The organism is Akkermansia muciniphila, from assembly GCF_002884975.1.
GTDB classification, from domain to species: domain Bacteria; phylum Verrucomicrobiota; class Verrucomicrobiia; order Verrucomicrobiales; family Akkermansiaceae; genus Akkermansia; species Akkermansia muciniphila_C.
Genome location: NZ_PJKB01000002.1, coordinates 533,546 through 558,557, shown reverse-complemented (window position 1 = coordinate 558,557; position 25,012 = coordinate 533,546). Strand labels below are relative to the sequence as shown.

At 58.7% G+C, this 25,012-nt stretch carries 17 protein-coding genes; 9 read left to right on the top strand and 8 right to left on the bottom strand.

Going from position 1 to position 25,012, the window contains the following annotated elements; all coding sequences use genetic code 11:
- The first annotated feature begins 224 nt into the window (after window positions 1-224).
- Window positions 225-563, top strand: coding sequence for a cupin domain-containing protein (locus CXU21_RS08455; RefSeq protein WP_102714947.1), 339 nt, complete (start codon window positions 225-227; stop codon window positions 561-563).
- 19 nt (window positions 564-582) lie between these two features.
- On the opposite strand, the gene CXU21_RS08450 is transcribed toward CXU21_RS08455, so the two are convergent.
- Together CXU21_RS08450 and CXU21_RS08445 are read right to left on the bottom strand one after the other, a co-directional pair.
- The gene (locus CXU21_RS08450; RefSeq protein WP_180972480.1) at window positions 583-2,868 is read right to left on the bottom strand and encodes a transglycosylase domain-containing protein; all 2,286 of its coding nucleotides are present in this window, start codon (window positions 2,866-2,868) and stop codon (window positions 583-585) included.
- Window positions 2,869-2,899: 31 nt separating this feature from the next.
- Window positions 2,900-9,097, bottom strand: coding sequence for an alpha-2-macroglobulin family protein (locus CXU21_RS08445; RefSeq protein WP_102725725.1), 6,198 nt, complete (start codon window positions 9,095-9,097; stop codon window positions 2,900-2,902).
- Between the two features lie 434 nt (window positions 9,098-9,531).
- Here CXU21_RS08445 and CXU21_RS08440 point away from each other — a divergent pair, with 434 nt between their 5' ends.
- Window positions 9,532-9,909, top strand: coding sequence for a hypothetical protein (locus tag CXU21_RS08440; RefSeq protein WP_146017026.1), 378 nt, complete (start codon window positions 9,532-9,534; stop codon window positions 9,907-9,909).
- A 79-nt stretch (window positions 9,910-9,988) separates the two neighbouring features.
- Here CXU21_RS08440 and CXU21_RS08435 read toward each other — a convergent pair whose 3' ends face one another.
- Entirely contained in the window at window positions 9,989-10,546 is a 558-nt protein-coding gene (locus CXU21_RS08435; protein ID WP_180972735.1) for a cob(I)yrinic acid a,c-diamide adenosyltransferase, read from the bottom strand.
- A gap of 333 nt (window positions 10,547-10,879) precedes the next feature.
- Between CXU21_RS08435 and CXU21_RS08430 the strand changes: the two genes are divergently transcribed.
- Both CXU21_RS08430 and CXU21_RS08425 read left to right on the top strand, forming a co-directional pair.
- Entirely contained in the window at window positions 10,880-11,494 is a 615-nt protein-coding gene (locus CXU21_RS08430; protein ID WP_146017025.1) for a hypothetical protein, read from the top strand.
- A gap of 101 nt (window positions 11,495-11,595) precedes the next feature.
- Window positions 11,596-12,828: an MFS transporter gene (locus CXU21_RS08425; RefSeq protein ID WP_102725721.1), complete on the top strand. Its 1,233-nt coding sequence runs from the start codon at window positions 11,596-11,598 to the stop codon at window positions 12,826-12,828.
- An 11-nt stretch (window positions 12,829-12,839) separates the two neighbouring features.
- On the opposite strand, the gene CXU21_RS08420 is transcribed toward CXU21_RS08425, so the two are convergent.
- Entirely contained in the window at window positions 12,840-13,757 is a 918-nt protein-coding gene (locus CXU21_RS08420) for a LysR family transcriptional regulator (RefSeq protein ID WP_102725720.1), read from the bottom strand.
- 129 nt (window positions 13,758-13,886) lie between these two features.
- Between CXU21_RS08420 and CXU21_RS08415 the strand changes: the two genes are divergently transcribed.
- Window positions 13,887-15,002 (top strand): RtcB family protein, encoded by a 1,116-nt coding sequence (locus CXU21_RS08415; RefSeq protein WP_102725914.1) that lies wholly within the window; start codon window positions 13,887-13,889, stop codon window positions 15,000-15,002.
- A gap of 74 nt (window positions 15,003-15,076) precedes the next feature.
- On the opposite strand, the gene CXU21_RS08410 is transcribed toward CXU21_RS08415, so the two are convergent.
- On the bottom strand, window positions 15,077-17,269 hold the full coding sequence (locus CXU21_RS08410; RefSeq protein WP_180972734.1) for a M60 family metallopeptidase: 2,193 nt from the start codon (window positions 17,267-17,269) through the stop codon (window positions 15,077-15,079).
- A gap of 218 nt (window positions 17,270-17,487) precedes the next feature.
- Here CXU21_RS08410 and CXU21_RS08405 point away from each other — a divergent pair, with 218 nt between their 5' ends.
- Both CXU21_RS08405 and msrB read left to right on the top strand, forming a co-directional pair.
- Complete coding sequence (locus tag CXU21_RS08405) at window positions 17,488-18,093, top strand: hypothetical protein (protein WP_146017024.1); 606 nt, start codon at window positions 17,488-17,490, stop codon at window positions 18,091-18,093.
- Between the two features lie 26 nt (window positions 18,094-18,119).
- Window positions 18,120-19,232 carry a peptide-methionine (R)-S-oxide reductase MsrB gene (gene msrB, locus CXU21_RS08400; protein WP_102725717.1) on the top strand — a complete coding sequence of 371 codons (1,113 nt, stop codon included), beginning with the start codon at window positions 18,120-18,122 and terminating at the stop codon, window positions 19,230-19,232.
- A 505-nt stretch (window positions 19,233-19,737) separates the two neighbouring features.
- Here msrB and CXU21_RS08395 read toward each other — a convergent pair.
- The 3 genes from CXU21_RS08395 to CXU21_RS08385 form a co-directional block, all read right to left on the bottom strand.
- Window positions 19,738-20,187 carry a L,D-transpeptidase gene (locus CXU21_RS08395; RefSeq protein ID WP_180972733.1) on the bottom strand — a complete coding sequence of 150 codons (450 nt, stop codon included), beginning with the start codon at window positions 20,185-20,187 and terminating at the stop codon, window positions 19,738-19,740.
- 233 nt (window positions 20,188-20,420) lie between these two features.
- Window positions 20,421-20,759 carry a DUF2752 domain-containing protein gene (locus tag CXU21_RS08390; protein ID WP_180972732.1) on the bottom strand — a complete coding sequence of 113 codons (339 nt, stop codon included), beginning with the start codon at window positions 20,757-20,759 and terminating at the stop codon, window positions 20,421-20,423.
- 68 nt (window positions 20,760-20,827) lie between these two features.
- A complete protein-coding gene (locus CXU21_RS08385; protein ID WP_102714921.1) occupies window positions 20,828-21,034 on the bottom strand; it encodes a hypothetical protein in 207 nt (68 codons plus the stop codon).
- Window positions 21,035-21,352: 318 nt separating this feature from the next.
- Between CXU21_RS08385 and acnA the strand changes: the two genes are divergently transcribed.
- Together acnA and CXU21_RS08375 are read left to right on the top strand one after the other, a co-directional pair.
- On the top strand, window positions 21,353-24,106 hold the full coding sequence (gene acnA / locus CXU21_RS08380) for an aconitate hydratase AcnA (protein WP_102725714.1): 2,754 nt from the start codon (window positions 21,353-21,355) through the stop codon (window positions 24,104-24,106).
- A gap of 188 nt (window positions 24,107-24,294) precedes the next feature.
- Window positions 24,295-24,960, top strand: coding sequence for a peptidoglycan recognition protein family protein (locus tag CXU21_RS08375; protein WP_102725713.1), 666 nt, complete (start codon window positions 24,295-24,297; stop codon window positions 24,958-24,960).
- The last annotated feature ends 52 nt before the right edge of the window (window positions 24,961-25,012 follow it).

Here is a 25,012-nt window from a genome sequence, read left to right as displayed (position 1 = left end):
TTGCTAAAAATTTTCTTGAAGTAAATTGCCCTTTTCGTGTATAGACTGGTTGCTGTTTACTTGTGAAACCGACCCCACGCCTATGAAACCAGGACGTTGAACCCGTAAGTAAGCGCGATATGAATGCTGAATGCCAAGGTCCGCTCCCGGGTCTGGAGCGGGCCTTTTTCCCGGAAGCCTGTCATGACGGAAACGGCAGGGGGAAATGAGGGTGTCCAACCTGCATGACAGCAATCCAGCACATCCCCGAACGGACGCCTTTTACTTACGCGGACCTGATTGAATACCGCGAAGGGCAAATCACCAGCCTGGCCCTTGTGCGCTCCAAGGGCGTCAATATGACCATTCTGGCCTTTGACGACGAGCAGCTCCTTCCCACCCACCAGACGCCGGGCCCCGCCCTGGTGCAGGTGCTGGACGGCACCGCCTTTTTTACTGTGGGCAATGATTCCATGAACGTGCCGCAGGGCCAGACCCTGATGATCCCCGCAGGCGTGCCCCATTCCGTAATCGCCCAGGGAAGGTTCAAAATGCTGGTCACGTCCATCCTCCCGCTGGACTGACCCGGAACTTCCACCACTGTTACAGTTCCCTGACGGTAACGGATGCGCGCTGTTCCAGATTCAGTTCCGGATGGCGCACGGTAATGACGTGCGCCCCTGGTTCCAGCAGGACTGTAGCCTCATCCCCATACTGCACGATAGTCAGGGTGGGGGAGGACCAGACGGCCCCGGCCGGAAGATTGGAGCGCAGCTTAAGCCGCCGCCCCATTCCCGGCATTTCCGGATCCAGGACCAGGCGTGAACCATCCGCCGGAACCAGGATGCGCGGAGTTTCCCCGGACCAGGTCCCGGGAAGCAGGCAATAAGCGTCCCGCGCCGTGCAGGAAGGACTGGTGAACCATTCCGTGTAACGACTGTCCAGGAAGGCGCGGCCTGCCGCGTCATAATCCCCCGCTGTAGCCTCCTGCGGCATCGTCTCCAGTGAAGTCCATTCCTCCCTGGCATGGGCCTGCGGCACACGCAGCGCACCTTCCCGCCTGCCCGTGCGGGCGTCAATGCGGATGCGGACCATGCCGGGAACGGCGCGGGAGAAGGAAGGAGGAAGATTCCGGTGCGCCAGCTTCATAACCCCGGCAAAAATGGGAGCGGCCCCGGCCATGCCCCCTACCTGCTTCATAGGAGAGGCGTCAAAGTTGCCTACCCACACGCCCACGGTAATTTCACGGGTGAAGCCTATGCACCAATTGTCCCGGAAATCAGAGGAAGTGCCCGTCTTGCAGGCATACCGGAAAGGCAGGTTCATCACCTCCGCATCGCTGAACGCAGCCAGCCGCGCCTCCCGGTCCGCCAGAATATCCGCTGTCAGGAAGCAGGCCTCCGGGGGAAGTACGGGCCGCTCCGGCACAGAAGGCCCCTGTTCCAGCTTCAGGGGTAAAAAGGCGCCTCCGCGGGCCAGGCACGCATACGCCCCCGTCAACTCCCGCAAAGAGACTTCCGCATTGCCGATGGCCAGCCCCAGGCCGTAATGCGAGGCGTCCCCCTGAATGCCCCGGATACCCAGATTGTTCAACAATTTCAGCAGCCGGGCAGCACCGCCGAACGTGCCCAGCGCCCTCATGGCCGGAATATTCTGGGAGCAGGCCAGCGCCTGCCTGATGGAAATGGGCCCCATGTAGGCCCTGTTATAATTCTGCGGCGCTTCCAGCCCGTGCGCGCTCCGGTATGTAGTGGGGACATCCGGCAACACCGTCCCCGGATACGCCCCCAGGACAAACGCCTGGGCATACACGAAGGGTTTCAGGGCGGAGCCGGGGGAGCGCCGCAGCGTAGTGCCGTCCAGCAATCCCCCCGCCGGATGGCTCCTGTCGGCGGACCCAACCAGGCAGAGAATGTTTCCCGTAGCGTTTTCCGCCACGACCACGGCGGCCTGCGTCACATGGTGGCCTTTCAGGCGCTCCAGCTCACGCTTCACGATCTCCAGGGCGCCGCGCTGCAGGGAGGCGTCCAGCGTGGTGCGCACCTCTCCCGTGCGGCCCGCATGCATCAGGGCGGCGGTCACATGGGGGGCCAGCGGCCGGCGGTCTTCTTCCGCCCCCACGCTGAACAGGGGTTCCAGCAGGGCGCGGTCCACCATGCCGTCGGTGGCCCAGCCTTCCTCCCTCATGCGCCGGAGCACCAGGTTCCGCCGTTGCAGCGCGCGTTCCGGATGCCGGAGGGGGTTCAGGAAGGAAGGCCCCTGCGGCAGCCCGGCCAGCAGGGCGCACTGCGCCAGGGACAGGCGTGACATTTCCCGGCCAAAGTAGAAACGCGCCGCCGCGGCGGGCCCCCGGCGCAGATTGCCGTAATCCAGGCGGTTGAAATAGGACTCCAGAATAGCCTCCTTGCTCATGCTCATCTCCATGCGCCGGGCCTGGAAAAATTCCCTGGCCTTGGCGGGGAGACTCCTGGGAACCGGAGGATTGGCATTCTTGGCGAGCTGCTGGGTGATGGTGGACGCGCCGGACACAACCTCTCCGCCCGCGGCATTCGCCGCCACAGCGCGGGCCAGGGCCAGGAAGTCCGCCCCGCCGTGGCTGAAAAAACGTTTGTCTTCCGCCGCCAGGGTGGCCTTCAGCAGCATGTCCGGCACCTCCTGTAGCCGGACGGGTTCCGTGTGGTAGTAATCCGGTCCCGGCAGCGTGGCGATCCTTGCGCCGTCCCTGTCCAGGACAAGGGCGCCCCGTTCTTCCGGATGAAGCAGCCCTTCCGGCAGGGGAAACAGCCAGGGAACCGCATACCATGCAAGCAGCCACGCCACGGCCAGCCCTCCCGCAGCCCGAAGGAGGTTTTTCCGTTTAAAGAGTCCCTTGAGAAACGCCCTGGTCATGAATCTGCTCCGCATCGGAATAAAACCGTGGTCACTGCCCCGGAGAGACGGTCAGCTTCTGGGGAATGCTCAGTCCGTAGGTTTCCGGCTTGTACATCAGTTCCGCCTTGGCAGAGGGGGCGATGACGGCGCCGGACTTGGTCACCCGCGCCAGATAGCGCGCCGTAAAACGGCCCTCCCTCCAGGAATTGGCGAAGAAGCGCACCCGGTCCTTGAGGAATTCCCGGTGGGACACCCACCCGCTCCAGTAGAACCACCGGTTTCCCTCGTCCCCCGCCTCACTCTCCCGGCCCCCCGGCATCTGGGAAAGCAGGGCCGGATTCAGGGCTTCAAAGGCAGAGGGCAGGTAATCTTCCATCACCACATACGTCAGCGGGTCCGGAGCCTTGTCCACCTGAAGGGTGATCCTAACCAGCTCCCCTACGGCGAACTCCGCCGCGGGCGTCCACGTGCCTTCCGGGGAAAGCTTTTCATAAATGCGTGAAACGGCAAAACCCCTGTTGACGGCGGCGCCGTCACGCTGCGTACTGCTGCGCCCGTGGGCCTCCGCCATGCCGTACACCCTGGTTCCGGCCTCCGGAAGGCTGAGCACGGCTTTCTCCCCCACTGCGGTGAGGAACCGGGCCGGAGAAGACACGGAGCATACGCCGTCAAGCGTGCGCCCGCCGCGCTCCACGCGGAAGGGGGCGGAAAGGGGCGCCGTCTGCAAGCCTTTCAGGTATTCCCCCAGCAGAAGGACATCCCAGCCGGAAGTCCAGGTGGAGTACGGAGCCCGCCCCCCGAAGGAGCCGGACATCCTGTCCACAACCAGGCGTTCCAGCCTTTCCCGGACCGCTTCGTCACCGGGAGCCAGCGCCATCTCCGCCAGGGCCGCCAGAAGGCGGCAGCGGGGCTCTTTCATTTCCTCTGCGGAAACCTTCACCAGGTTCCGGGCCTGGGCTTTCGCCTCCGGACGGGGGGAAAGCGCCGCGGCCAGCGCCAGGTACAGGCGGTCTTCCGCTTTCAGCTCGCGGGCATGGTCCAGCAGGCGGTTGAGCAGGGAGGCGGGCATGTGCCCCGCGCGGGCCAGCGCCCAGGCCGCCAGGAGCTCCTCACGGGGATTTCCGGACAGCTGCCGCCCCAGATAGGCGTACAGCTTGTCAAGATCATGCTCCGGAACGTAAACTCCCTGCTCCCGCGCCAGGGTCAGCACCAGCGCGGCATACGGACAATATTCGCTCACCTCCGTGCCTCCCTGCCAGTAGGCCAGGCCACCGGAGGAAAGCTGGTTCTTCATAATCTTGTACACGCCGCTCCGCAGGGCCCGCGAACGGTCCTCCGGAGATTTTCCCTTGAAGCCGGGAAGGAATTTGGCCAGAAGCGGCTCATAAAGCCACGGGAGCGTGGAGGAGGAAAGTTGTTCCAGGCAACCGTACGGATAACGCAACAGATAATTCACGCTGCCGTCCGCATACAGCAGGGGAGATGTGCCGAGCGTCACTCGGATGGGCGTTCCCTTCAGAAAAGGCGTAGTCACCAATTCCGGCAGATCAAGCGTCTTCCCGGAGGAAAGAGAGAAGCAGCGCAGCTCCCGCAGGTCAGGGAAGGGAGGCACCACCTCAAACGCATGCTCCACGGTATCCTTCAGCAGGGAGTAAACCCCGGAGGAATAAGGCGCGCCGCTGCCATCAGCGGCACGTATGTCCCAGGTCAGCCGCGCTTCTCCGGGCTGCGTGAATTTCACGTTGAACACCAGCGTTTTCGGCTGGTTCCCGTTCAAAGTCAGCGTCTGCACGGGCTGGGACACGGAGGCTACGGCGGAACCGGACTTCAGCGTGACCACCCACGGCCCTTTTCTGTCACCCGTCTGGCTCACCGTCACCGGAATATTCAGGGAATCACCCTCCGTTGCGGCGAAGGGGGGAGCGGGTTCCAGCATCACGGGCTTGTTGACCACATAGGCGCTTTCCCCGGTTCCAAAATCGGCAGCTCCCGCCAGGGCGACCGCCATCACCCGGTAGCGGGTCAGCGTATCCGGATTCCTGTATTCGGCCTTGAAACGGCCCTCCCCGTCCGTGCGGAGTGAAGCCAGCCACACGGCGCACGGGTTGAAATTCTTCCTTAAATCCAGGTTTTCCGGAGCTTTCCGGGAACCGTCTGAGGAATCCCCGCCGCCGATGAAAACGCCCTTGTTGTCCGTGGAGCGGCCGCCCCAGTCTTCATCCAGAATTTGTTCCAGCGTAGTCCACGTGCCCACGGACAGGGGGCGGTCCGCATAAAAATAACGGATGGGCCGGGGCGTTTTGTAACCGATGACCTGGAGGGTGCCTTCATCCTCCGCAAACAGGCACACCTCCGCATTCCGCACCGGCCTTCCGGAATAATCCGTCACCACGCCTCTGACCACGGCAAGGGAACCGGGCCGGGACATGCCGGCGGGGGGAGACACCTTCACATTCAGGATGTGCCGGATGGGCTGCACCTTCAGGGCGGCGTATCCCAGCTTCAACTGGGGATTGCGGGCTTTACGCCCGCTCAAATCCGCCCCCTTCACCAGGAAAACGGAGACATAAACATTCGGAGCGTCCGCATCCTCCAGCGGCACCTCAATCACGGGATTGTCCAGCGTCAGCTTTCTGGCGAAACTCCGCAGCACCTTCTCCCGTTCCACCGTCACCATCACTTCCCCCTCAATGGGAGTCTGGACCAGGAGGCGGGCCGTTTCTCCCGGCTTGTACAATTGCTTGTCCGGGATAATCTTTACCTTCAGGCCGTCATGGTATTCCCACGGGGAAACGTCACTGCCGTAAACCCAGTACTTCACGGCGGTGCGGAATTCCCGCCCATCCGCGTCACGTCCGGAAAAAGCCACCTCGTAAATGCCATCCTGGGCGGTGGGGATGGAAACGGCCTTACCTCCCGTCCGTATATCGGCGGAATCCGCCGGAGTCACAGTCAGCGCCTTCTCCATCACCGTGCTCGTCACCTCGTCATTGCGCACGGTCGTGGCATCATCGCTTTCATACCGCACAGGCCGGAAGGCGGTGCGCGTCACCGTCATGTTCAGGTCCAGGCCATTTCCCGCATAGGGCTTTCCGTCCAGCCCCAGCGCAATCAGGCGCAAGTCCAGGGGCGTTCCCTGGCGGCAGATGGAAGAGCTGTTCTTCACCCCCACAAAAACGGAAGCCGGATTCCAGACGGCGCTCCGGGAAGTCTTGACCAGCTGCTCATTCCCGTTCACGACAGAGGCCTGGAGGGACAGCCGCCTGGCTCTGGGGAAGGACTGGCCGTCCAGGGAAAACTCCACCGTATTCCTGCCTTCTCCGTCCAGCACGGCGGACTGCTGCTTCATATGGGAAGAAGAACCGCCGCCGGAATAACCGTAATAGGCCTCCCAGTAGCCCGCGTCCTCATCCCGGTAATCCCCGAAACGGTAATCCCTGTATCCGGCAGGATAGAAATTGGACGGTACGCTGCGCAGGGACCAATTTACCTTGCCGCCGGAAACGGGGGTTCCGGTGAAATTGGTGGCCTTCACGTCAGCCTTCAGGACAGCGGCGCCCGGCTTTAAGTTATGGATTCTCTCCTCCACTTCAAACTCATTCCGCTTGAACTCGGCCACCTCCACAGGATACCGGAATTCCCGGTTGCTCTTGTAGACCTCCTCCCGGTAATATTTTTTGTAATCATACCCGTCTTCGGAGGAACCATCTTCCTTCCCCGCCTGGGCGGAATCCCCTTTCAGCCGCAGGCTGGCAAGGACGGCGTAAGTTCCCGTCTCTTCATCAGGGAAGGTGAAATCCAGGTCAAACGTTCCCGTATCAGACAAATTCACCTGCTTGACGGCCACTTCCCGGTCCCGGCTGTCCCGGATAGTCAGTTTGACTTCCTCCACGGGAGCGAGGGTGAGACGGTTATCCAGCAGGGACCGCACGATTCCCTTCAGGTGCATCGTCTCTCCCGGGCGGTAAAGGTTCCGGTCAGAGAACATGAACAGCCTGGTTTCCGCGGTAGAGGCCGGATTCAGCCCCAGGGCCTCCCACTCATAAGGCAGCGTCTTCACGTCAAAGGACCACGTGCTCACTTTCCCCGGCCAGTCTTTCAGGGGGCTCAGGTAGCTGTCCGCCCCGGACAGGACGCGCACGTAAGCGGCCTTTTTGTCCATTCCGGTCATGGGCAGCCGCACGGCGCCCTGCTCCACGGGAACGGAAGCCAGCACGGCGCCCCCGTCGTCCAGCAACTGGACCTGCGCCTTCTCCGCTGCTTTTCCGGTAGCCAGGGAATACACGTACACAAACATGTCATCCGCCGTCTTCTTGTGAAGGACGCCCAGGTCCGTCACCTGGACGACGGCCTGCACGGCATAAGAAGCCTCATCCCTGCTGAAATCCCTTCTGCCCCCGTTCTCCGACGGCGCGCCAAACAGCCTGTACGCCTCCAGCACCGGATTACTGACGCGGCCTTCCACCTCAATGAAATACATGCCCGGCTCCACGGACCCGCCGAACAGGCCGTCCAGGCTGACGGACGCTTCCGTTTTATCACGGACGTCCAGGGCCAGCTCCCCTTTCTTATCCGCAGCAAGAAGCTCCGCAGGGAGGAAATGCCTCTGGTCGCGGTCCGTCACGGTACGGGCCAGCGGCGCCTCCTGGTCCCGCTCATAAATCTTCCTGTAAGCCGCCATCGTCTGGTGCTGGTAGCCATCCCTGATCCGGTAGCCGCGCACGGTCAAATCCTTCAAATTGCTGACGGAAGCCTTCAATTTGCGGGACCCGGCGTACATGACGCCGTTATTGCCCGCATCCAGGTACAGGGAGGGAGCCTCCGGCCTCACCTCTACGGAATCTTCCGCATTCTTCCGGGACAATTCCTGGCCGTCCACGGAACGGACGCCCTTCAGCTTCCATTTCAGTTTAAACACGGCGGCCTCTCCGCTCACCAGGAAAGGCAGGGAGGAATACCACTGGGGGCGGATATGCTTCATGTCCGCCAGCCGTTCCCTGTCTAGGCGGATCACTACGTTCCGGGCGGCCTCCCCTTCTTCTCCACCAAGGGATGCGGTAAAGCCTCCCTCCTGTTCATCGTAAGCCATCGGCTTCTTGTCGCCCTCCATGAACAACTCCACATGGTCCCGGCAGAATTGCGCCAAATCCCCAATCTGCACAGGGAGGGTCCATTCAAGGGTTAAACGGCCTCCGCTGCCGGAAAACGCATGATAATAGCCGGAGGCGGAAAAGCGGGGCACGGTACCCAGCTTGATCTCATCCCATCCGGTTTTTCTTTCCCGTCCGCGGGAGGACAGGAAGGAAGCATCCAAACTGACCAGGTAATAATCCCTGCCATACCGGAACATCCCTTCCGGCTGAATGACATACACGCCGGGAACGGCCATGCTCTCCGGACTGCCTCTGAATCTTCCCTCCCCTGCAATATTTCTCACGCGGTAGGATTTTGCATCTCTTATTTCCTTCAACGTGGCAGGTCTTAACCGGAATCCCATATTATTCTCCCCGGCGGCGGCCTTGAACTGCTCTTTAAAATCTGCGGACTTCAACTGATCTGCCTCCAAAACGCCGACAAAACGAAGGTTCTTTTCCAATGCCTCCTTCCATGAGCAATAACCCGGAAGCATCAGGAACCCCTTGCCGTTGCCATACAAGCTGTCCGAGGAATTGCCCTTGTCCGGAACAGCGTCGGGAATTACCAGGAAAAAACTTTCCCACGGGTAAACTTCACTCCCTTGCCAGCCCCTGTCCATGGAAGACAGGAAGAAATTCCAGGTCATGCGTCCCGCCAGGCGCAGCGGAACGGACGGCACCGGGGACCCGTCCAGAAAACGGGCATTCTCCGCCGGTTTCCATAAATAGGAGGCCCGGAAGGGGACCTCCTCCAGCGGAACGCACTCCAGCACGTTGGGAGTAATCCATTTGGAAGAAAACTTCAAGGAAGGAAAAAGAACCGTCAGCCCTGCCTCCTCCAGTCCCGTCAGCCCGGCGCCCGGTACGGCGGACTTGTCCAATGCCAGTTCCAGCGGTTTCTCCTCCGGGGAAAAGGACATGAGTTCCGGGGCTGCCGGTTTTCCCACCTCGGAAGCGGGCACCACGGCCTTGTCAAAGACCAGCTGAAACGGTTTCCCCTTTTCCAGATGGGTGGGGGAGGGGGGCGGATAAACCACCGTAGTGGCGGCAAGGGATGAACAAATACTGCAAATTCCTAAGAAGCAGCCAATAGCAAAAGAATAGGATTTCATGGGAGGGGCAATTCTATGTACCCATCTTCTCTCCCTTTTAAGTCTTCAACACAAGCAGAAATTCCGCAAGCGTCAAAAAATAAGGCGGAAGTACGGATGCGCTTATTGAACCTCTTCCGTTCCGGACAGGAAAGAGGCAGAAACATATCCATGCGGACTTGACATAAAATGCTGGCCTTCTTAATGTAATTTGAATGAAGAACAGAAATTCCGTTCCCTGTTTCAGTTAACCGTCCGCATTCGGGAATCCGGCTTCTCTCAACAAAAAACAGTATTACCCCGCTTAAAATGAAACAGGGGCGTTTAACTCCATCTGCCACCGTGGAGATGATTCGCACCGCCAGCCTTCAAGGTGAAACGGATTTGCGCGAATGACATAGCAAGAAATTCTTCCAGCCATGCAATTTTTAAAAAGATATAAACTGCTTCTTTCCGTGCTGATTCTGGCCGCCGCCGGACTCTATTTTCTTTCCATTCCCGCCCTCCTCTGGAGATGCGACAGAGATTTGGACCTCGCAAAAAACCATCAGGAAACATTTTTTAACGTATCCACGCTGGAATTCACCGATGGAACAGCCGCATACGGTATCGGGTTTGACAGCCATTACAGCATCCTTCATCCTCTGAGCGGAACCATTGTTCTCCTGGACGGCAGCGGGACAAAACGCCGCATGACAGGCGGCCATATATGCGGCGGAGACGGCCTGGGAATGTATATGCGCATATACGAGAAAATCCAGGAAAGGGACAAACTTCCCGCCACAAATCCCTCCTTCCTTGAATTTCTGCATAGGCAGAAGTTCAAGGAATAAAAGCTTCTGGCCTACTCCGCAAACACCCTTTTTCAATCTTCCGCTCTCCCGGCAAAAGAGGATGGCGGAAATATCCTGTTCAGTCTTCCGCCTTTTCCACGGCGTCCAGCGCTTCAAAGCGGGCTAGAACCCAGCAGAGGTCGGAAAGGCGGTTCAGGAAGAGGGCCGTGTTCACGTTGCTCAAGGCATTATCCAGCCTCAGCGCCACCACCCGGCGTTCCGCACGGCGGCAGACGGACCGGGCCAGGTCCAGTTGCGCGGCGCCCAGGGAACCCTCCTTGCCGGGACGTGCCCACCCCTTGAAACGGATGTCGCATTCCTTCTCCAGCAGGTGGGCCTGTTCCTCCAGCCAGGCCACGTCCTCCGCCGTAATGCGGGCATAGCCCTTTTCATCATACTTGGGAAGATCTTCCTCCAGCGTGGCCAGTTCCCCCATGGCGCCCACCAGGCGCGCCTGAACGCCGTCCAGCATCTCCACCGTCCGGGGACTCACCCCGGAATGCCGCACCACGCCGATCAGGGAATTCAGTTCATCCACCGTTCCGTAAGCTTCAATGCGCGGGGCCGTCTTTGGGCTCCGTTTGCCGAACATCAGGTCCGTTTCTCCGCTGTCTCCACGCTTGGTTATTACGCTCATACCCTGTACCCTACCACTCCTGCGCGGCCCTGCACGCAAAAAAGAAGGCATGTTCCGGAAGGAGCGACAGAGCATCCGGGTTCCGGCTGCCATCGGTCCAGAACTATTTTTCTCTAACGAATTAACTTGATTTTCAACGGAATATGAATTTATCTAAACAAGGACATACATTTCCCATGCCCCTTAATCCCAACTCCTTCCTTGATGTTCCGCCATCTTCCCCTCCTTTTCTCATGCTGTGCCTGCCTTTTGCTTGGAACGTGTTCCAAAGAGGAACCTGCCTTATTGCCTGGAGAAATCGTCCTGAACGCTTCGGAACTGCCCGGTTCCGTCATGGAATGGAAAATGGAACCGGCCTCTGAACGGATACTGACGATCAATCTGGACAATCCTCTTCTTCCCTGGTCCTGTGTCCGCAAGGGGTTGCAAGAAGCTTACGAACGCGGCGTGAATGATATCCGCCTGCGCAAGGACGATGTTGTGGCGCCTGCGTTCGCCAATGTTCTTTGCTGTGACTATCCCAGAACTGCAATTACGCCTGAAAGTATTGACTTGGAATGTCTAAAAGACATTGATTGCACTATTCTGGGCCTTCCGGAAGGCTCCATTATGGAACATCCTTGCCGGGAAAATGTCTCTATTTCTGTTAAAAAAGCTCCCTCCACCGAACCTTCCTATCCCTTCGTGGAATTTATCCAATCCTCTTGTTCGGGAAGAGACCCCTACCCGCTCATTCACTGGCATATCCGTGACGAGGGCAACGATGAACGCCGGAAAAACGATGTTCAAGCCTTTGCCCGCATGGCAAATGCCGATATCCGCCAGCACAGGGCGTTCATTTTCCTCGTTGAGGATGAAACTCCCTGCGGAGAGGTGTTTGATTATCTGGACGCTATTGACGGAAGAGGCACCCTGCTTGGTGTAAGCTTTTCCTGTAAAGACAGATAATTTTTCAAAAAAGGAATCCGCGAAGCGCCTTTCCCCACTTCCCCCAGCGGCATGACACGTCAACCGTTTGAAACTTTTGCCGATGGCTGTACAACCCCTGCATGACCCGGACCAGAGATGAATTGGCGGCGGAAACCGCACCGCCCATCAAAGTGCCTCTCTGGACGCGGGACTACATCCTGGCCTGCTGCGCCAACCTGATGATGGGACTGGCCTTTTTTGAACTGGTGCCCGTGCTCCCGCTGTATTTGACGGGTCAATTGCAGGTTTCCTCCGGCTGGCTGGGCTGGATCATGTCCATTTACGTGCTGGCCGCCATCATTTCCCGCCCCTGGTTCGCGCACCGGGTGGACACCGGAGACCGCAAGAAGATTTACATCACGGTTTACATCCTGCTGGCCCTGTCCTTTTCAGGGTATGCCGTGGCCGCCACCGCCCTGGCGTTTTTCCTGACGCGCTTCGTGCAGGGCCTGATCTGGGGCGGCATGACCACCTCCGGTCCGACGATGGCCGTGGATATCATCCCCCCTTCCCGCCGCGGGGAGGGCCTGGGCTTTTTCGGCATGACGATGACGCTGGGCATGTGCCTGGGACCCGTCATCGGCCTCCAGGTATACCAGGTATACGGCTTTTACGTAATTACGTGGAGCTCCCTGGTGCTGTGCCTGGCCGGGGCTGGAATCGCCTCCCTCATCCGCGCGCCCAAACGCCCCGTCCAGGAACCCGTGCAGGAAACGCCCAAAAAGGTGCTGGACCGCCTGGTGCTGCGCGTGGGCATTCCGCTGGCGGTGAACGTGATGATCGCTTCCTTTTCCTACGGGGTGGTGGCCGTTTACTCCGCCCTGTACGGGAAAATGTACGGCTTCAAGTACGCCGGGCTGTTTTACGCGCTGATGGGGCTGGGCATGCTGGTCTCCCGGTTCATGGTGGGCAGGCAAATCGACCGCGGGCGCGTAGCGGAGCTTTCCGTCATCTCCCTGAGCATCCTGACCGTCAGCTTCGGCGCGCTGGCGCTCGCTCCGCTGGAATGGGTTTACTACACGTCCGCCATCCTCATCGGCTTCGGCTTCGGCATCTTTATCCCCACCTTCCAGACCATGAAGCTGAACATGGCGGACCGCGGGCACCGGGGAGCCGTCAATTCCACGTTCTTCACGGCCTTTGACATCGGGGTGGGCACGGGCATGTTCTTCGGGGGCAAGATTTACGCGTACCTGAACCTGAACTGGGCCTTTGGCACAGGAGCATTGCTGAACCTGCTGGCGATCGTGTACTTCTACCGCATTTCCCTGGACCACTACCGGAAGAACAAGCTTGGCGTGGATTCGGATTGATTTTCCTTCCGCTATTTCCGTTCCGGAGCGGAAAAAACGTCAATCACGCGCCGGGCGGAAGGCCTCACGCGCAGCAGGCGGGGATTCCAGGCCAAGGAAATACTGCGGGACAGCCTGTCCAGCGCAGGATGGGTGACCTTGACGAATCCCCCGCCCAGCTCCGCCTCCGCCATGCAGGGGAGAACCGCCATGAACGCCCCGCTTTTCAGCATGCGCGCCGCAAAGGGGAAGGACTGCGTTTCACACTGCACCCGCAGACTGATGCCGAATTCCGCGCAATTCCGTTTCAGCGAGGCATGGAAGCCGGAACCGCTCCCCAGCGTAGCCAGGGGGAACATGCCCAGCAGGAGGGAAAAATCCTCATCCCTTCCCCGCACCTTTTTTCCGGCCAGGGCCGCAGGCACGTACAGCGCATAATCCATGGAGCAGATGGCCCGGCTTTCCAGCCCTTCCGCCGCCAGCGCGCTGGTGCGCACGATGCCGAAGTCCACATCCATGTTCTGAAGCTTGAGGGGAATTTCACTGTTGCGGAGGTTCTCCAGCGCGAACAGCCACGGCAGGCCGCTCCGCTGGATGTCCGCAAGCACGGGAGCAACCACCCACGCGTGCAGGCTGTCCCCGGCGCCGATGGTGAACCGGTAGGGCAGGTTCCGGCTCCGGCTTTTGAAATCATCCAGCAGGCACAGGCTTTCGCTGGCCAGGCGCACCAGCTCCCAGCCGGACCTGGTAAGCGCCAGCACTTTCCCGCGGCGGCCCGCCAGCTCCACGCCGAAGAATTCCTCCAATTCCTTGATCTGGCGGGAATACAGGCTTTGCCGCGCACTGTCCCCGCGCGCGGCGGCGGCAATACTCCCCGCCTTGGCCACTTCTATCAGGGTTTTCAGGCGGTCCAGGGACAGCCCCCGTTCTGCGAAAAGGTGCTCAAACATAACTTTAAAGTCATATTATATGAATACTTGCATAATGCAAGAGTCAGTAAATGCGCTATGGTAACGGAGTCACAGGGCGCAGCGCCGCTTTCCGCGGCCCCCGCCCTTCAACCAAAAGAAAATAAAACCATGATCACCATCGACGGAAAATACACGGAAGCCCGCGTGTTCACGGATGAACTGGAAGACCTGGCCCGCACCCAGATCAGGGACGTCTGCAACCACCCCGCCTTTGAAGGAAGCCGGGTGCGCATCATGCCGGACGTGCATGCCGGAGCCGGCTGCGTCATCGGCTTCACCGCTGAACTGAAAACGGACAAGGTGATTCCCAACCTGATCGGCGTGGACATCGGCTGCGGGGTGCTTACGGCCAGGCTGGCAGGCGTGCCGGATTTCTCCCGGTTTGACGCGCGGCTGCGCGAACGCATCCCGTCCGGCATGCACGCCCGCTCTTCCGTCCACCAAGCCCTGCTGGACGATCCGGAACTGGATGAAGAAATCTCCCGCATCTGCGTGGATGTGCTGAGAACGGAGAAAGACAGGCACCGCCGCTCCGTGGGTTCCCTGGGCGGCGGCAACCACTTCATTGAAATAGCGCAGGGTACGGAACACGCCTTCCTGTGCATCCACTCCGGTTCCCGCAACTTCGGCCTGAAAATTGCGGAACGCTACCAGAAGATTGCCGTGGCCACTTGCCCGGACGCCTATCTCAAGGAACGCAAGAAAGGCCTCTGCTACCTGCAGGGAGAAGATACGCTGAACTACATGCGGGACATGAAGGTGGCCCAGCGCTTCGCCGCCCTGAACCGCCGCGTGATGCTGCATGAGCTGCTGGACGATGCCGCGGACCTTGAAATCTTCGACACCGTGCACAACTACATTGCGGAAGACAACGTCATCCGCAAGGGGGCCGTCCGGGCCGGACTTGGAGAAAAACTCATCGTTCCCCTGAACATGCGGGACGGCTCTGTCATCTGCATTGGCAGGGGGAATGAGGAATTCAATTCCTCCTCCCCGCACGGCGCAGGCCGCAGCATGTCCCGCAAAAAGGCCAAAGCCAACCTTTCCCTAGAGGAATTCGAAGCTTCCATGCAGGGCATTTTCTCCACCTGCGTCTCCCGCGCTACGCTGGATGAAGCGCCGATGGCCTACAAGGATGGAGAAAGCGTGCTGGGCAACATCCATGAAACGGCGGAAATCGTGGAACGCATCAGGCCCGTGTACAACTTCAAGGCGCCCGAATAACAGGACGCCCCAACGCCCGGCCCCTTCCGGAAAAGATTTTCCGGAAGGGGCTTTCGCTAATCTCCGGAACCAGGTCAGGAGCGCGTGGCGGAATAAATCAGCTTATAGGGTTCCGCAGTCTGAATCGGAATGGCGTACACCTTGGAGGTATCATTCCAATCCACGCCGGAAACGTCAAACTTCTGGCGGTCATAATAACCCACCACCTTTCCGTTGGTCACTACGCAGAAAGCGGCCGCATTTTCCCCATTCCGCACGATAATCATGCTGTCCTTTTTGGAGGCGCTCACGGACGGGCTGAGCTTCGCGTTCTGCTTGTATTTGGTCCAATACCCGTTGAGCTGGGAACCATGCAGGTTCTGTCCCCACAAATCGACCGTTTTCCCATGCTGGTGCAGGAAGGCGATACGGAATTTCGGCTTGGGGTACCGCCTGGCGGCGATCCGGGCCTTGGAGGCGCGAGCCATTTCCTCCGTCATCTTGAAGCTGTATTCCCCATACTGGTTCCCTTTGTGGTCAATCGGAACGAACCAATTGAAAATTTCAAAGTCATCAGTAAAGTCCGTCCTGCTGACATTGCAGATGCGTTCATACAGGGCCAGATGGGCCTCGGAAACCTCATACGCCTGCCTGGAAAGCGGCTTGCGGCGCAATGATTCAAACAGCGCAGGATAAAATTCCGGGTTGATGCCCAGCTTATGGAAATACAGGTAGAAGGAATATTGAGCAAAACCCCACTTGGCCCAGCCGTTCAGATCATGGAACGGCAGGCCCTTTACCGCCTCTGACAGCAGGTACTTGCACGGGTTTTCCATGTCGGAGGCCAGTTCATTGCCGTTAATGGGGTTGGTCACCTGGTCCAGGATCAACTGGGCGAAGAAGTTATTGGAGCTTTCAGACATGCTGCGCCAGTTGAACGGATGCTGGTAGCAGTGGCCGACTTCATGCCCGAATCCCCAGAGGCGGTTCCCCTGAAGGACGCCGGGGGAGATCACTTCATTTTTCAACGTATTTCCCTGATCTCCGACGCTGTAGCCGCAGTAATACCAAGTGGCGAACATATGGGCTCCGCCTTCCACGGAAACTCCAAGCTGCCGGTTGTTATGCGGCTGGGGATATTTGTCAAAGCCCATGATTTTCCACATGGCCCTGACGCTCTCATCCCACACCCTGACGGATTTCGCGATGGAATCCGGGCTGTAAGCCTTCAGATATTCCGTGTGAAGGATCATCATGGAATACCGCCCCACGATGTCGAACATGCTGTGGGGGGCCTTGCCGATCATACGCTTCCAGTCCTTGTCCGTGTGCCTCGCCACGTCAAAATACCCGTTCACCATCCCGCTGCCCACGGGGATGTGCACCGTCACAGGCTTTTTGGGCGTGCTGATATCAGTGTGGTACATCACATAAAGCAACCCCGAACGGTTGATTTTGATTTTGTTTACTCCTTCATTCAGGGGATAGGTGGAAGATTCGATTCCCGCCGGGGAAACGGAAGCCAGTCCAATATCCTCTCCATGGGTGGGGCCCACGAATACAAGAATTTCGTCTCCTTTCTCCGCAACAATTCCGGTGGGATTGTCAAATTTGTTCAGGGCATTGATATTTCTCACCTTGGCGGCAAACTCCGGATGGCTGTAAGCCTTGTAGGATGCAATGCGGAATTCCTTGTCTTCATAGGCGCCGGATTTCACTTTCCGCGCAATAAGCTGCAAAAACTCCGGAAGCGCCTTAAGGTCTGCCAGAGTGCACCGGGGATTGATGGAGGAACAGCTCGTGTCTCTGAACACCTTCAGCAATTGCCGGTTGAGCGTGGATTCCGCCTTTTTGTAAAAACTGATCTCCCGTACGGTAAACGCCGGGGAAGCTCCTTCAGGGTAATCAACCTCCATCTTGATTTTTTGAACTTTCTGAAGAGGGTTTTTAAACCTGATCATTTTGGAGCCGCCCATATCAAACTTTCCAAGGTTCTTCCACGATGAGCCGGACATGGCAGACACGGAAACTTCATTGAAATTGGCTCCGGAAAAGGTGATGTAATGAATGGTGTCCGGCACTTCAAATACAAATTCCCCCTCCACATGCCGTGCTCCGGGAACATGCCAGTTAGCGGATTCCAGAGAACCGTCCACAGCCTGCTTTACGGAATGGCCTCCTGAGTAGGGGGACTGAGGGGAAGAAGCCTCCCTTACTTGAAGAGGGATGTCCTCCGGAACGTCCAGTGAAGGATATTTTTCCGCAAGGGACAAATTCGCGGCAAACATTAAAAAAATGAAAAATAAAAAAAACGGAGATAAAATCGGCTCTCTTTTCATAAATTGTACTGGGCCCTGATGATATTATACAGGATTTCCAACGTGCATTTTTCATGTTATCCCTGTGATGGCGCAAAATCCCCTGATGCAAGGACGGGATTTTTCCTCTGCTCCACGGTTCAATTCTTTCATGGACCCCCATGGAACATTATGTCATGTTATCCTTCATGAGCGGAAGACGGTCCCGTCAACAACCAGGAAACAAGCCGGGCAAATGGATTGCCGTCCTGGCCGTTCCCCTCTTTCTCCTGGGCACGGGACTGTTCTCCTTTTTGTGGAACGTTCCGCTGAATACGCTGAGAGCCGCTCATTCCGACACAGCGCCTCCCGCAATTCTTATCAGGAAAGCTTCTTCCCCGGAAAATCATCCCATGGCCCTGGACTCCTCCTTCCTGTCCGGCATCCAGCCTTTCCTGGAGCACTATGCGGGCTCCGTCAGTAATGCCGGGCGCCTTGACTTCACTACCCATGCCCCGCAGGAAGTGGAAATACGGATGGACGGACTTTCTATCGGCCTGAGTCCTTCCCTGGCGGTTTTCAATTTTGAGACCAGGTACGGGTTCCGCATGCAGACGAGCAGAAAACCGGACGCCGCCGACCGGGCGGTTTACCAGTGGCTGAAAAACACGATGCAGCCGGAAGAACCTGCGGAGCCGGAGACGGCGTTGACACAACCATCGAACGGAACAGGCCCTGCATTGTCTAATCCTTCATCTTCCCTGAAAAGCTGTGGACCGGCAGGTTCTTCAGCCCGGGAGCCGGATGCTCCCTGACCGGAAGGCGACTCTATACAGCGTTTATGAAACGTATTTACCACGGACCATGGACCCTGGCCGGACTGGCATGCGCCATTCTGGCCGCAGCAGCTATGCTGGCCCTTTTTTCCTGCGGAGAAAGCGGCCGGGCAGCCAACAATAACAGACATCATATGGACAATAAGGATTTGAAGACGATTTATCTGGCAGGAGGCTGTTTCTGGGGGGTGGAAAAGTTTTTCTCCCTGATTCCCGGCGTCAAGGAAACGGAGGTGGGATATGCCAACGGCTCCACAGCCGCCCCCACGTATGAGGAAGTCTGTACCGGAGGCACGGGCCACGCGGAGACGGTGAAAGTGGTGTTTGACCCGGAAGAAGTCAGCCTTCCCTTCCTGCTGGAACAATATTACTCCATCATTGACCCCATTTCCGTCAACAGGCAGGGGAATGACAGGGGCGTTCAATACCGCACGGGCATTTATTACACGGATGAGAAGGATAAGCCGGTAATAGAAGCGTCCCTGAAACGGCTTCAGGAGCAATTCAAGCAGCCCCTGGCTATTGAAGCCCAGCCCCTCCGCCAGTTTTCACGGGCGGAAAATTATCATCAGCGCTATCTGGACAACCACCCCGGCGGCTACTGCCACATTCCGCCCGCCAAGTTCCAGCAGGCCGCCCAGGCACGGGAAGCCGCGCCCGCCTACCGGAAAAAATCTGACGAAGAGCTGCGCCGCACCCTGACGCCGGAGCAATTTGCAGTCACGCGGAAGAATGCCACGGAGGCCCCCTTCCGCAATGAATACTTCAATAATGACAAGCCCGGCATTTATGTGGATATCACCACCGGGGAACCCCTTTTCCTTTCCACGGACAAGTTTGATTCCGGCTGCGGCTGGCCCAGCTTTTCCCGGCCCATCAAGGGAGAACTGATTCAGGAAAAGCAGGATCTTTCCCATGGCATGAGCCGTACGGAAGTCCGCAGCGCCACGGGGGACGCCCACCTGGGCCACGTCTTCACGGACGGACCGAAGGACCGCGGCGGCCTGCGCTACTGCATTAACAGCGCCTCCCTGAAGTTCATCCCCGAACAGGACATGGAGGCACAGGGCTACGGGAAGTACCTCCCTCAACTGCGCAGGGAAGAAAAAGGCAGGTAGCCTGCGGGAAAACCGCCAGTGCACCCCACCTGCCCCGCCCGCAACAGGGAAAGGGCCAGTATTATAAGATATTAAAGAGCCGGGCGGTTCACCATGGCCGGGGCGTCACACGCTGAACAGCAGCGCATTCATGCCGCGGCCTTTCTGCGTACCAAAACGGCGCGCCCTCCGTCCATGCCGCTGCCGGGAGACGGAAACCGTTCAACCGGCAGCAAAACATGGAAGGTTTGGGTTGTTGGGGCAATACGACTTGCGGGAATGGCCGTTCATCTTCGTGCCTTTCATGTGAGATAGCGGCAGCCAAACCCGTTTTGTGTAAAAAAATGAGTTTTTTATTTTAACGGTCCCATTCATCCATGAAATTTATTATATTAGACTTATAATAAAAATTATAATGGAGACACATAACATTTTTTCCTGACAGGATTTTCCGCACTTCCAAAAAGAATGTAGAAATTCCGCCATCCAGCCGGAAATGCTCCGGGCGCCTCAGCCAGCCTCCGCGTCACGGCACAATCTTGACAGGCGTACCTACTTTAACGGTTTTAAAAAGCGGCACGCAGGAAGAGCGGGTCATGCGGATGCATCCGTGAGATTGCGGCGTCATGAAAACGGGGCCCACATGCATGCCGATGCCGCCGTCCGTCAGACGCATGAAGTAGGGCATGGAGGCATCATACAAATTGGAAACGTGATGCACCGCCTTTTCCGTAATACGGAAATTCCCTACGGGAGTCCGGTGGGAAGGCATACCCAGGCAGACGGGGAAATCCATGGCCACTTCATCCCCCACCATGAGCTGCCCCCTCTGGCGGGCCCTGCTGATCACCACGTGCGTGTTGCCGGACGTGGCCTTTTTCATGATGTCCTGGTTCATCCACTCGTCATGAACTTCCGTATAATCCACTCCGGCCACCACCACCCTCGTACGGGGTCCGTAAGAGGTCATGGGCATCGTCGTAGATCCGGTTAAAGGCACCATCCGCAAATTTTCTTCCTGCGGTCCTGCACAGGAAGCCAGGGCCAGCACCCCGGCCATGATTGACAAGGTTTTTTTCGCATTCATTATCTTTCATCCCTTTCACAGGATTGGACAATGCCGCGAACTTATTTTCAATGTTTCATGACGCATTCTCCATCCTTACGGCATGGGCGGAAGAGATGAAAAATAAAGAAAAAAACAACCTCTCACCCCAAGGGAATATTGCGTACCACGGTAAACAAAACAAGCACGGCCGCTCCCGCAACCAGCACCCTGGTGAACAGGGCTCTGTCCCGGATGAAGAACAGCGTTCCCAGCCAGGCGAGCGTGGGGACCAGCAGCACGTTGTACCGCAGGGAATCCAGCCAATGGCCGTGAAGCAGGGCGTACAGGGCCCTGGTGGAGCCGCAGCCGTAGCAAAGAAACCCCGTCGTTTTATAAAAAAGGCACTCCGGCAACCAGCCGGACCGGGACGAATCACCCGCCAGCAGGAGCACCGCGCACGCCGCAGCCAGCAGCGCCAGGTACAGGAGGAACAGTTTCATGCCATGAAAAAGGCCTGCGGACATTCCTTTCTCCGCAAGCCTTGAATTCACGAGACTGGTGAGGACTTTTAGCGGGCTACCGCCGTCCCCGCTCCAATCAGCATCAGAACGACGCTGACGATTACGGCAATAAGGCTCATCGTCTTGCCGTTGCTCTTGTCCGGATATTTGTTGAGGCCGATGATGCCCAGAATAAGACCCACGAGGCTGCACAAAACGGCAAAAACGAGGGCCAAAATGGCAAGTGTATTGTTTGGTTGCTGTGATTCAGGCATATTTTTCAATTCAGTTTGATTCGTATTGGGGGGTGCGAACAGACGGAACGCCGCACGCTATTCGTTCCTATCTAAACAAAATCGCATGCGTGTACAAGTTTTTCCTGTCTCTTCCGGCAGTTAGGGCTCCCCTCACCGATAAAATGACGGAGAAGCACGGCTGCGGGCGGCAGGAAAAGGAATTCCCGATGCCGGCGCGAACGGGAAAAATCCGTCCCCGTCACACAGAGTCCTTGCCTTATCAGGCTTGAACTGTATAGTACCCGCGACTGCCAGGAGGGCAGCCGCCTGTTTACAGTTAACCCTCTATTCCGCATCATGACCAAGATTGCCAAGAGCACGTTCACCACGGGAGCCGGAACCCCGGGACAGTTTTACTCACTGCCAGCCCTGGCTGAAAACGGTTACTCCCGGCTGAACCGCCTCCCCGTTTCCATCCGGATTGTTCTGGAATCCCTGCTCCGCAACTGCGACGGCCTGAAGGTGACGGAAAAGGATGTGGACAATCTGGCCTCCTGGAACGCCAAAAACCCCGGCTCCTATGAAATCCCGTTCACCGTGGCCCGCATCGTCCTTCAGGACCTGACGGGCGTGCCCCTGCTGGTGGACCTGGCAGCCATGCGCTCCGCCGTGGCCGGACTGGGGAAGGACGCCTCCGTCATTGAACCGCTGGTCCCCGTGGACCTGGTGGTGGACCACTCCGTGCAGGTGGACTGGGCAGGCCGTACAGATGCCCTGGAAAAGAACCTGGACATTGAGTTCCAGCGCAATGCGGAACGTTACGAGTTTCTGAAATGGGGCCAGCAGGCTTTTCATACCTTTTCCGTAGTGCCGCCCTCCGTGGGCATTGTCCACCAGGTGAACCTGGAATACCTGGCGCAGGGCGTCATGGAAAAGGACGGCGTTTATTTCCCGGATACCCTAGTGGGGACGGATTCCCACACCACGATGATCAACGGCATCGGCGTGGTGGGCTGGGGCGTGGGCGGCATTGAGGCGGAAGCCGGCATGCTCGGCCAGCCCGTTACCTTCCTGGTGCCGGAAGTGGTGGGCGTCCACATGACGGGAGAACTCCGGGAAGGGGTGACCGCCACGGACCTGGCCCTGCACGTCACCCAGATGCTGCGTAACCACGGCGTGGTGGGCAAGTTTGTGGAGTTCTTCGGAGAAGGCGCCGCGGCCCTTCCGCTGGCGGACCGCGCCACCGTGGCGAACATGGCTCCGGAATACGGCGCCACCATGGGCTTCTTCCCCATGGACGAGCATTGCTCCGAGTACCTGCGCCAGACCGGCAGGAGCGAGGAAGCCATCACCACGTATGAAAACTACTTCAAGGCCCAGGGCCTGTGGGGAATGCCCCGCAACGGGGAACTGGACTACACGGACCAGCTGGAACTGGACCTGTCCGCCATAGACCCCGCCGTTTCCGGCCCCAAACGCCCGCAGGATCACATTCCCCTGACCTCCATCAGGGACAGCTTCCGCAAGCTGGTCAGCATGCCCGCGGCGGAAGGCGGCTACGGAAAGAAGGAATCCCCCTCCGTTAAGGTCGCCATGCATTCCCCGGCGGGCGTTCCCGTTCCGGTGGAAGGCTTCAGCCAGGAGGCGGAACTGAAAGACGGCAGCATCCTCATCGCGGCCATCACCTCCTGCACCAACACCTCCAATCCGGGCCTGATGCTGGCTGCCGGGCTACTGGCCAAAAAGGCGGTCGCCCTGGGGCTGCAAGTGCCGCCGCACGTCAAAACGTCCATCGCGCCAGGCTCCCGCATCGCCTCGGACTACTTTGCCGCCAACCAGCTCCAGGACTCCCTGGACGCCCTCGGCTTTGAAACAGTCGGCTACGGCTGCACCACCTGCATCGGCAACTCCGGTCCGCTGAATCCGGAACTGGAACAGGCCGTCAGGGACAATGACATCGTGGCCGCCTCCGTCCTGTCCGGCAACCGCAACTTTGAGGCCCGCATCCACGCCTCCATTAAAACCAACTTCCTGATGTCCCCCCCCCTGGTCGTCGCCTTCGCGCTGGCCGGCCGCGTGGACATTGACTTCCAGACGGAACCGCTGGGCACGGACCGCAGCGGAAACCCCGTCTTCCTGAAAGACATCTGGCCCAGCGCCGCGGAAATCGCGGAAGCCGTCGCCAAATCCCGCAATCCGGAAGCGTACCGGGAACTTTACACCATCACGCCGGAAAAAAATCCGCGCTGGGCGGCCGTGTACGCGCCGGAAGGCTCCGTCTTCCAGTGGAATGAAAACTCCACCTACATCCAGAACCCGCCCTTCTTCTGCGGCTTCAACAGCCAGCCCCGCACGCTGGCGGACATCCGGGACGCCCGGCCCCTGGGCATCTTCGGCGACTCCGTGACCACGGACCACATCTCCCCCGCCGGAGCCATCCGGGAAACCGGTCCCGCCGGGCTCTACCTGCAAGGCATGGGGATTGACAGAAAAGACTTCAACTCCTTCGGTTCCCGGCGCGGCAATGACCGCGTCATGACCCGCGGCACCTTCGCCAACGTCCGCATCAAGAACCTGATGGTGGACGGTACGGAAGGCGGCTACACGCTGTACTTCGGCAACCGGGCCATTCCGGCCCCGGACAAGAAGATAGCCGCAACCGCAGGAGCCCCCGCCTTCATTTACGATGCGGCCATGGCCTACGCGCAGGACGGCGTTCCCCTCATCGTCATCGGCGGGGAGGACTACGGCATGGGCTCCTCCCGGGACTGGGCGGCCAAGGGAACGAACCTGCTGGGCGTTAAAGCCGTTATCACCAAGAGCTTTGAACGCATCCACCGCTCCAACCTGATCGGCATGGGCGTGCTCCCCCTCAACTTTGCGGACAAGGCGGATTATGACCGCGTCGCCACGCTGAAGGACGCCACGTTCTCCATCCTGGGCCTGGAAGGCGGCATCTCGCCGCGCCAGCAGGTCACCCTGCGCGTGCAGCCCGCAGGAGCGGAGGCGTTTGACGTGCCCGTCATCGTCCGCATTGATACGCCCATTGAAAAGGAATACTACCTGGCGGGCGGCATCCTGCAATACGTCCTCACTCAAATCCTCAAATAACGCAGCGTGGCCGGACTTTTCCGGCGCCGCATCCTTTCCAAACGGGCCGCCCTTCCCCTGAAGGCGCGGCCCGTTTGGCGTACTCCGCACAACGCACACCGGCAGAGCATGACACAGCTTGATTAGTTCAGTTGAACTAATTCCAAATTCTGCTTGCAATCCTTCCGGGCTGTTTCTAGAACAAACACATGGAATATAGATCTGTCTGGACGGGCTTTCTTGCCGTATTCGCCGCCCTGACGTTTTGCAGCTGCTCGCAGAACGATAAAATGAGACCGCCTGCCGTCTCCTTTAAAATTCAAAAAGCTCCCGTTGTCCCCCGCACGACCAGCCAGATGGGCCGTGAGGTAGGCATCCGCGTCTCCTACATGCCCAAAAACACGTACGCCCGCAGGCATGCGGCTTCCATGCAGCCCCGCTTCATCACCATCCACAGTACCGCCAACCCCAAGGGAGACGCCAACGCCCATTCCCGCTACCTGAACAGCGGCAAATCCCGCAGCCTGAACTGGCACTTCACGGTGGACCAGTTCGGCGCGTACCAGCACATTCCCACGACGGAAACGGGCCACCACGCGGACCACTCCGGGCCGGGAGACCAATACTCCGTAGCCATTGAAATGTGTGAATGCACCACGCACAACCCCGTGGTCATCTATAATAAAACAGCCAAGCTGGCGGCCCTGCTGATGCTGCGTTACAACGTTCCCCTGCGCAACGTGGTGCCCCACAACTACTGGTCCGGCAAGAACTGCCCGGCCCCGCTGATGACCAACGGCCGCCCCGGCTACAAATGGAGCTGGTTCATCTCCCGGGTGGACTATTACTACCGCTGCCTCCAGGCCGCGAAATAACCCCCTGCCGCCTTCCGCAGCACTGCCGCGCATGCCGCGTTCATGACAAGCC

What these genes read in the sequence shown, in the direction of transcription:
- CXU21_RS08455 (WP_102714947.1), top strand. Translation starts at nt 225, where the DNA reads ATGACAGCAATCCAGCACATCCCCGAACGGACGCCTTTTACTTACGCG.
- CXU21_RS08450 (WP_180972480.1), bottom strand. Translation starts at nt 2,868, where the DNA reads ATGACCAGGGCGTTTCTCAAGGGACTCTTTAAACGGAAAAACCTCCTT.
- CXU21_RS08445 (WP_102725725.1), bottom strand. Translation starts at nt 9,097, where the DNA reads ATGAAATCCTATTCTTTTGCTATTGGCTGCTTCTTAGGAATTTGCAGT.
- CXU21_RS08435 (WP_180972735.1), bottom strand. Translation starts at nt 10,546, where the DNA reads ATGAGCGTAATAACCAAGCGTGGAGACAGCGGAGAAACGGACCTGATG.
- CXU21_RS08430 (WP_146017025.1), top strand. Translation starts at nt 10,880, where the DNA reads ATGGAATGGAAAATGGAACCGGCCTCTGAACGGATACTGACGATCAAT.
- CXU21_RS08425 (WP_102725721.1), top strand. Translation starts at nt 11,596, where the DNA reads ATGACCCGGACCAGAGATGAATTGGCGGCGGAAACCGCACCGCCCATC.
- CXU21_RS08420 (WP_102725720.1), bottom strand. Translation starts at nt 13,757, where the DNA reads ATGTTTGAGCACCTTTTCGCAGAACGGGGGCTGTCCCTGGACCGCCTG.
- CXU21_RS08415 (WP_102725914.1), top strand. Translation starts at nt 13,887, where the DNA reads ATGATCACCATCGACGGAAAATACACGGAAGCCCGCGTGTTCACGGAT.
- CXU21_RS08410 (WP_180972734.1), bottom strand. Translation starts at nt 17,269, where the DNA reads ATGTTTGCCGCGAATTTGTCCCTTGCGGAAAAATATCCTTCACTGGAC.
- CXU21_RS08405 (WP_146017024.1), top strand. Translation starts at nt 17,488, where the DNA reads ATGAGCGGAAGACGGTCCCGTCAACAACCAGGAAACAAGCCGGGCAAA.
- msrB (WP_102725717.1), top strand. Translation starts at nt 18,120, where the DNA reads ATGAAACGTATTTACCACGGACCATGGACCCTGGCCGGACTGGCATGC.
- CXU21_RS08395 (WP_180972733.1), bottom strand. Translation starts at nt 20,187, where the DNA reads ATGCCCATGACCTCTTACGGACCCCGTACGAGGGTGGTGGTGGCCGGA.
- CXU21_RS08390 (WP_180972732.1), bottom strand. Translation starts at nt 20,759, where the DNA reads ATGAAACTGTTCCTCCTGTACCTGGCGCTGCTGGCTGCGGCGTGCGCG.
- CXU21_RS08385 (WP_102714921.1), bottom strand. Translation starts at nt 21,034, where the DNA reads ATGCCTGAATCACAGCAACCAAACAATACACTTGCCATTTTGGCCCTC.
- acnA (WP_102725714.1), top strand. Translation starts at nt 21,353, where the DNA reads ATGACCAAGATTGCCAAGAGCACGTTCACCACGGGAGCCGGAACCCCG.
- CXU21_RS08375 (WP_102725713.1), top strand. Translation starts at nt 24,295, where the DNA reads ATGGAATATAGATCTGTCTGGACGGGCTTTCTTGCCGTATTCGCCGCC.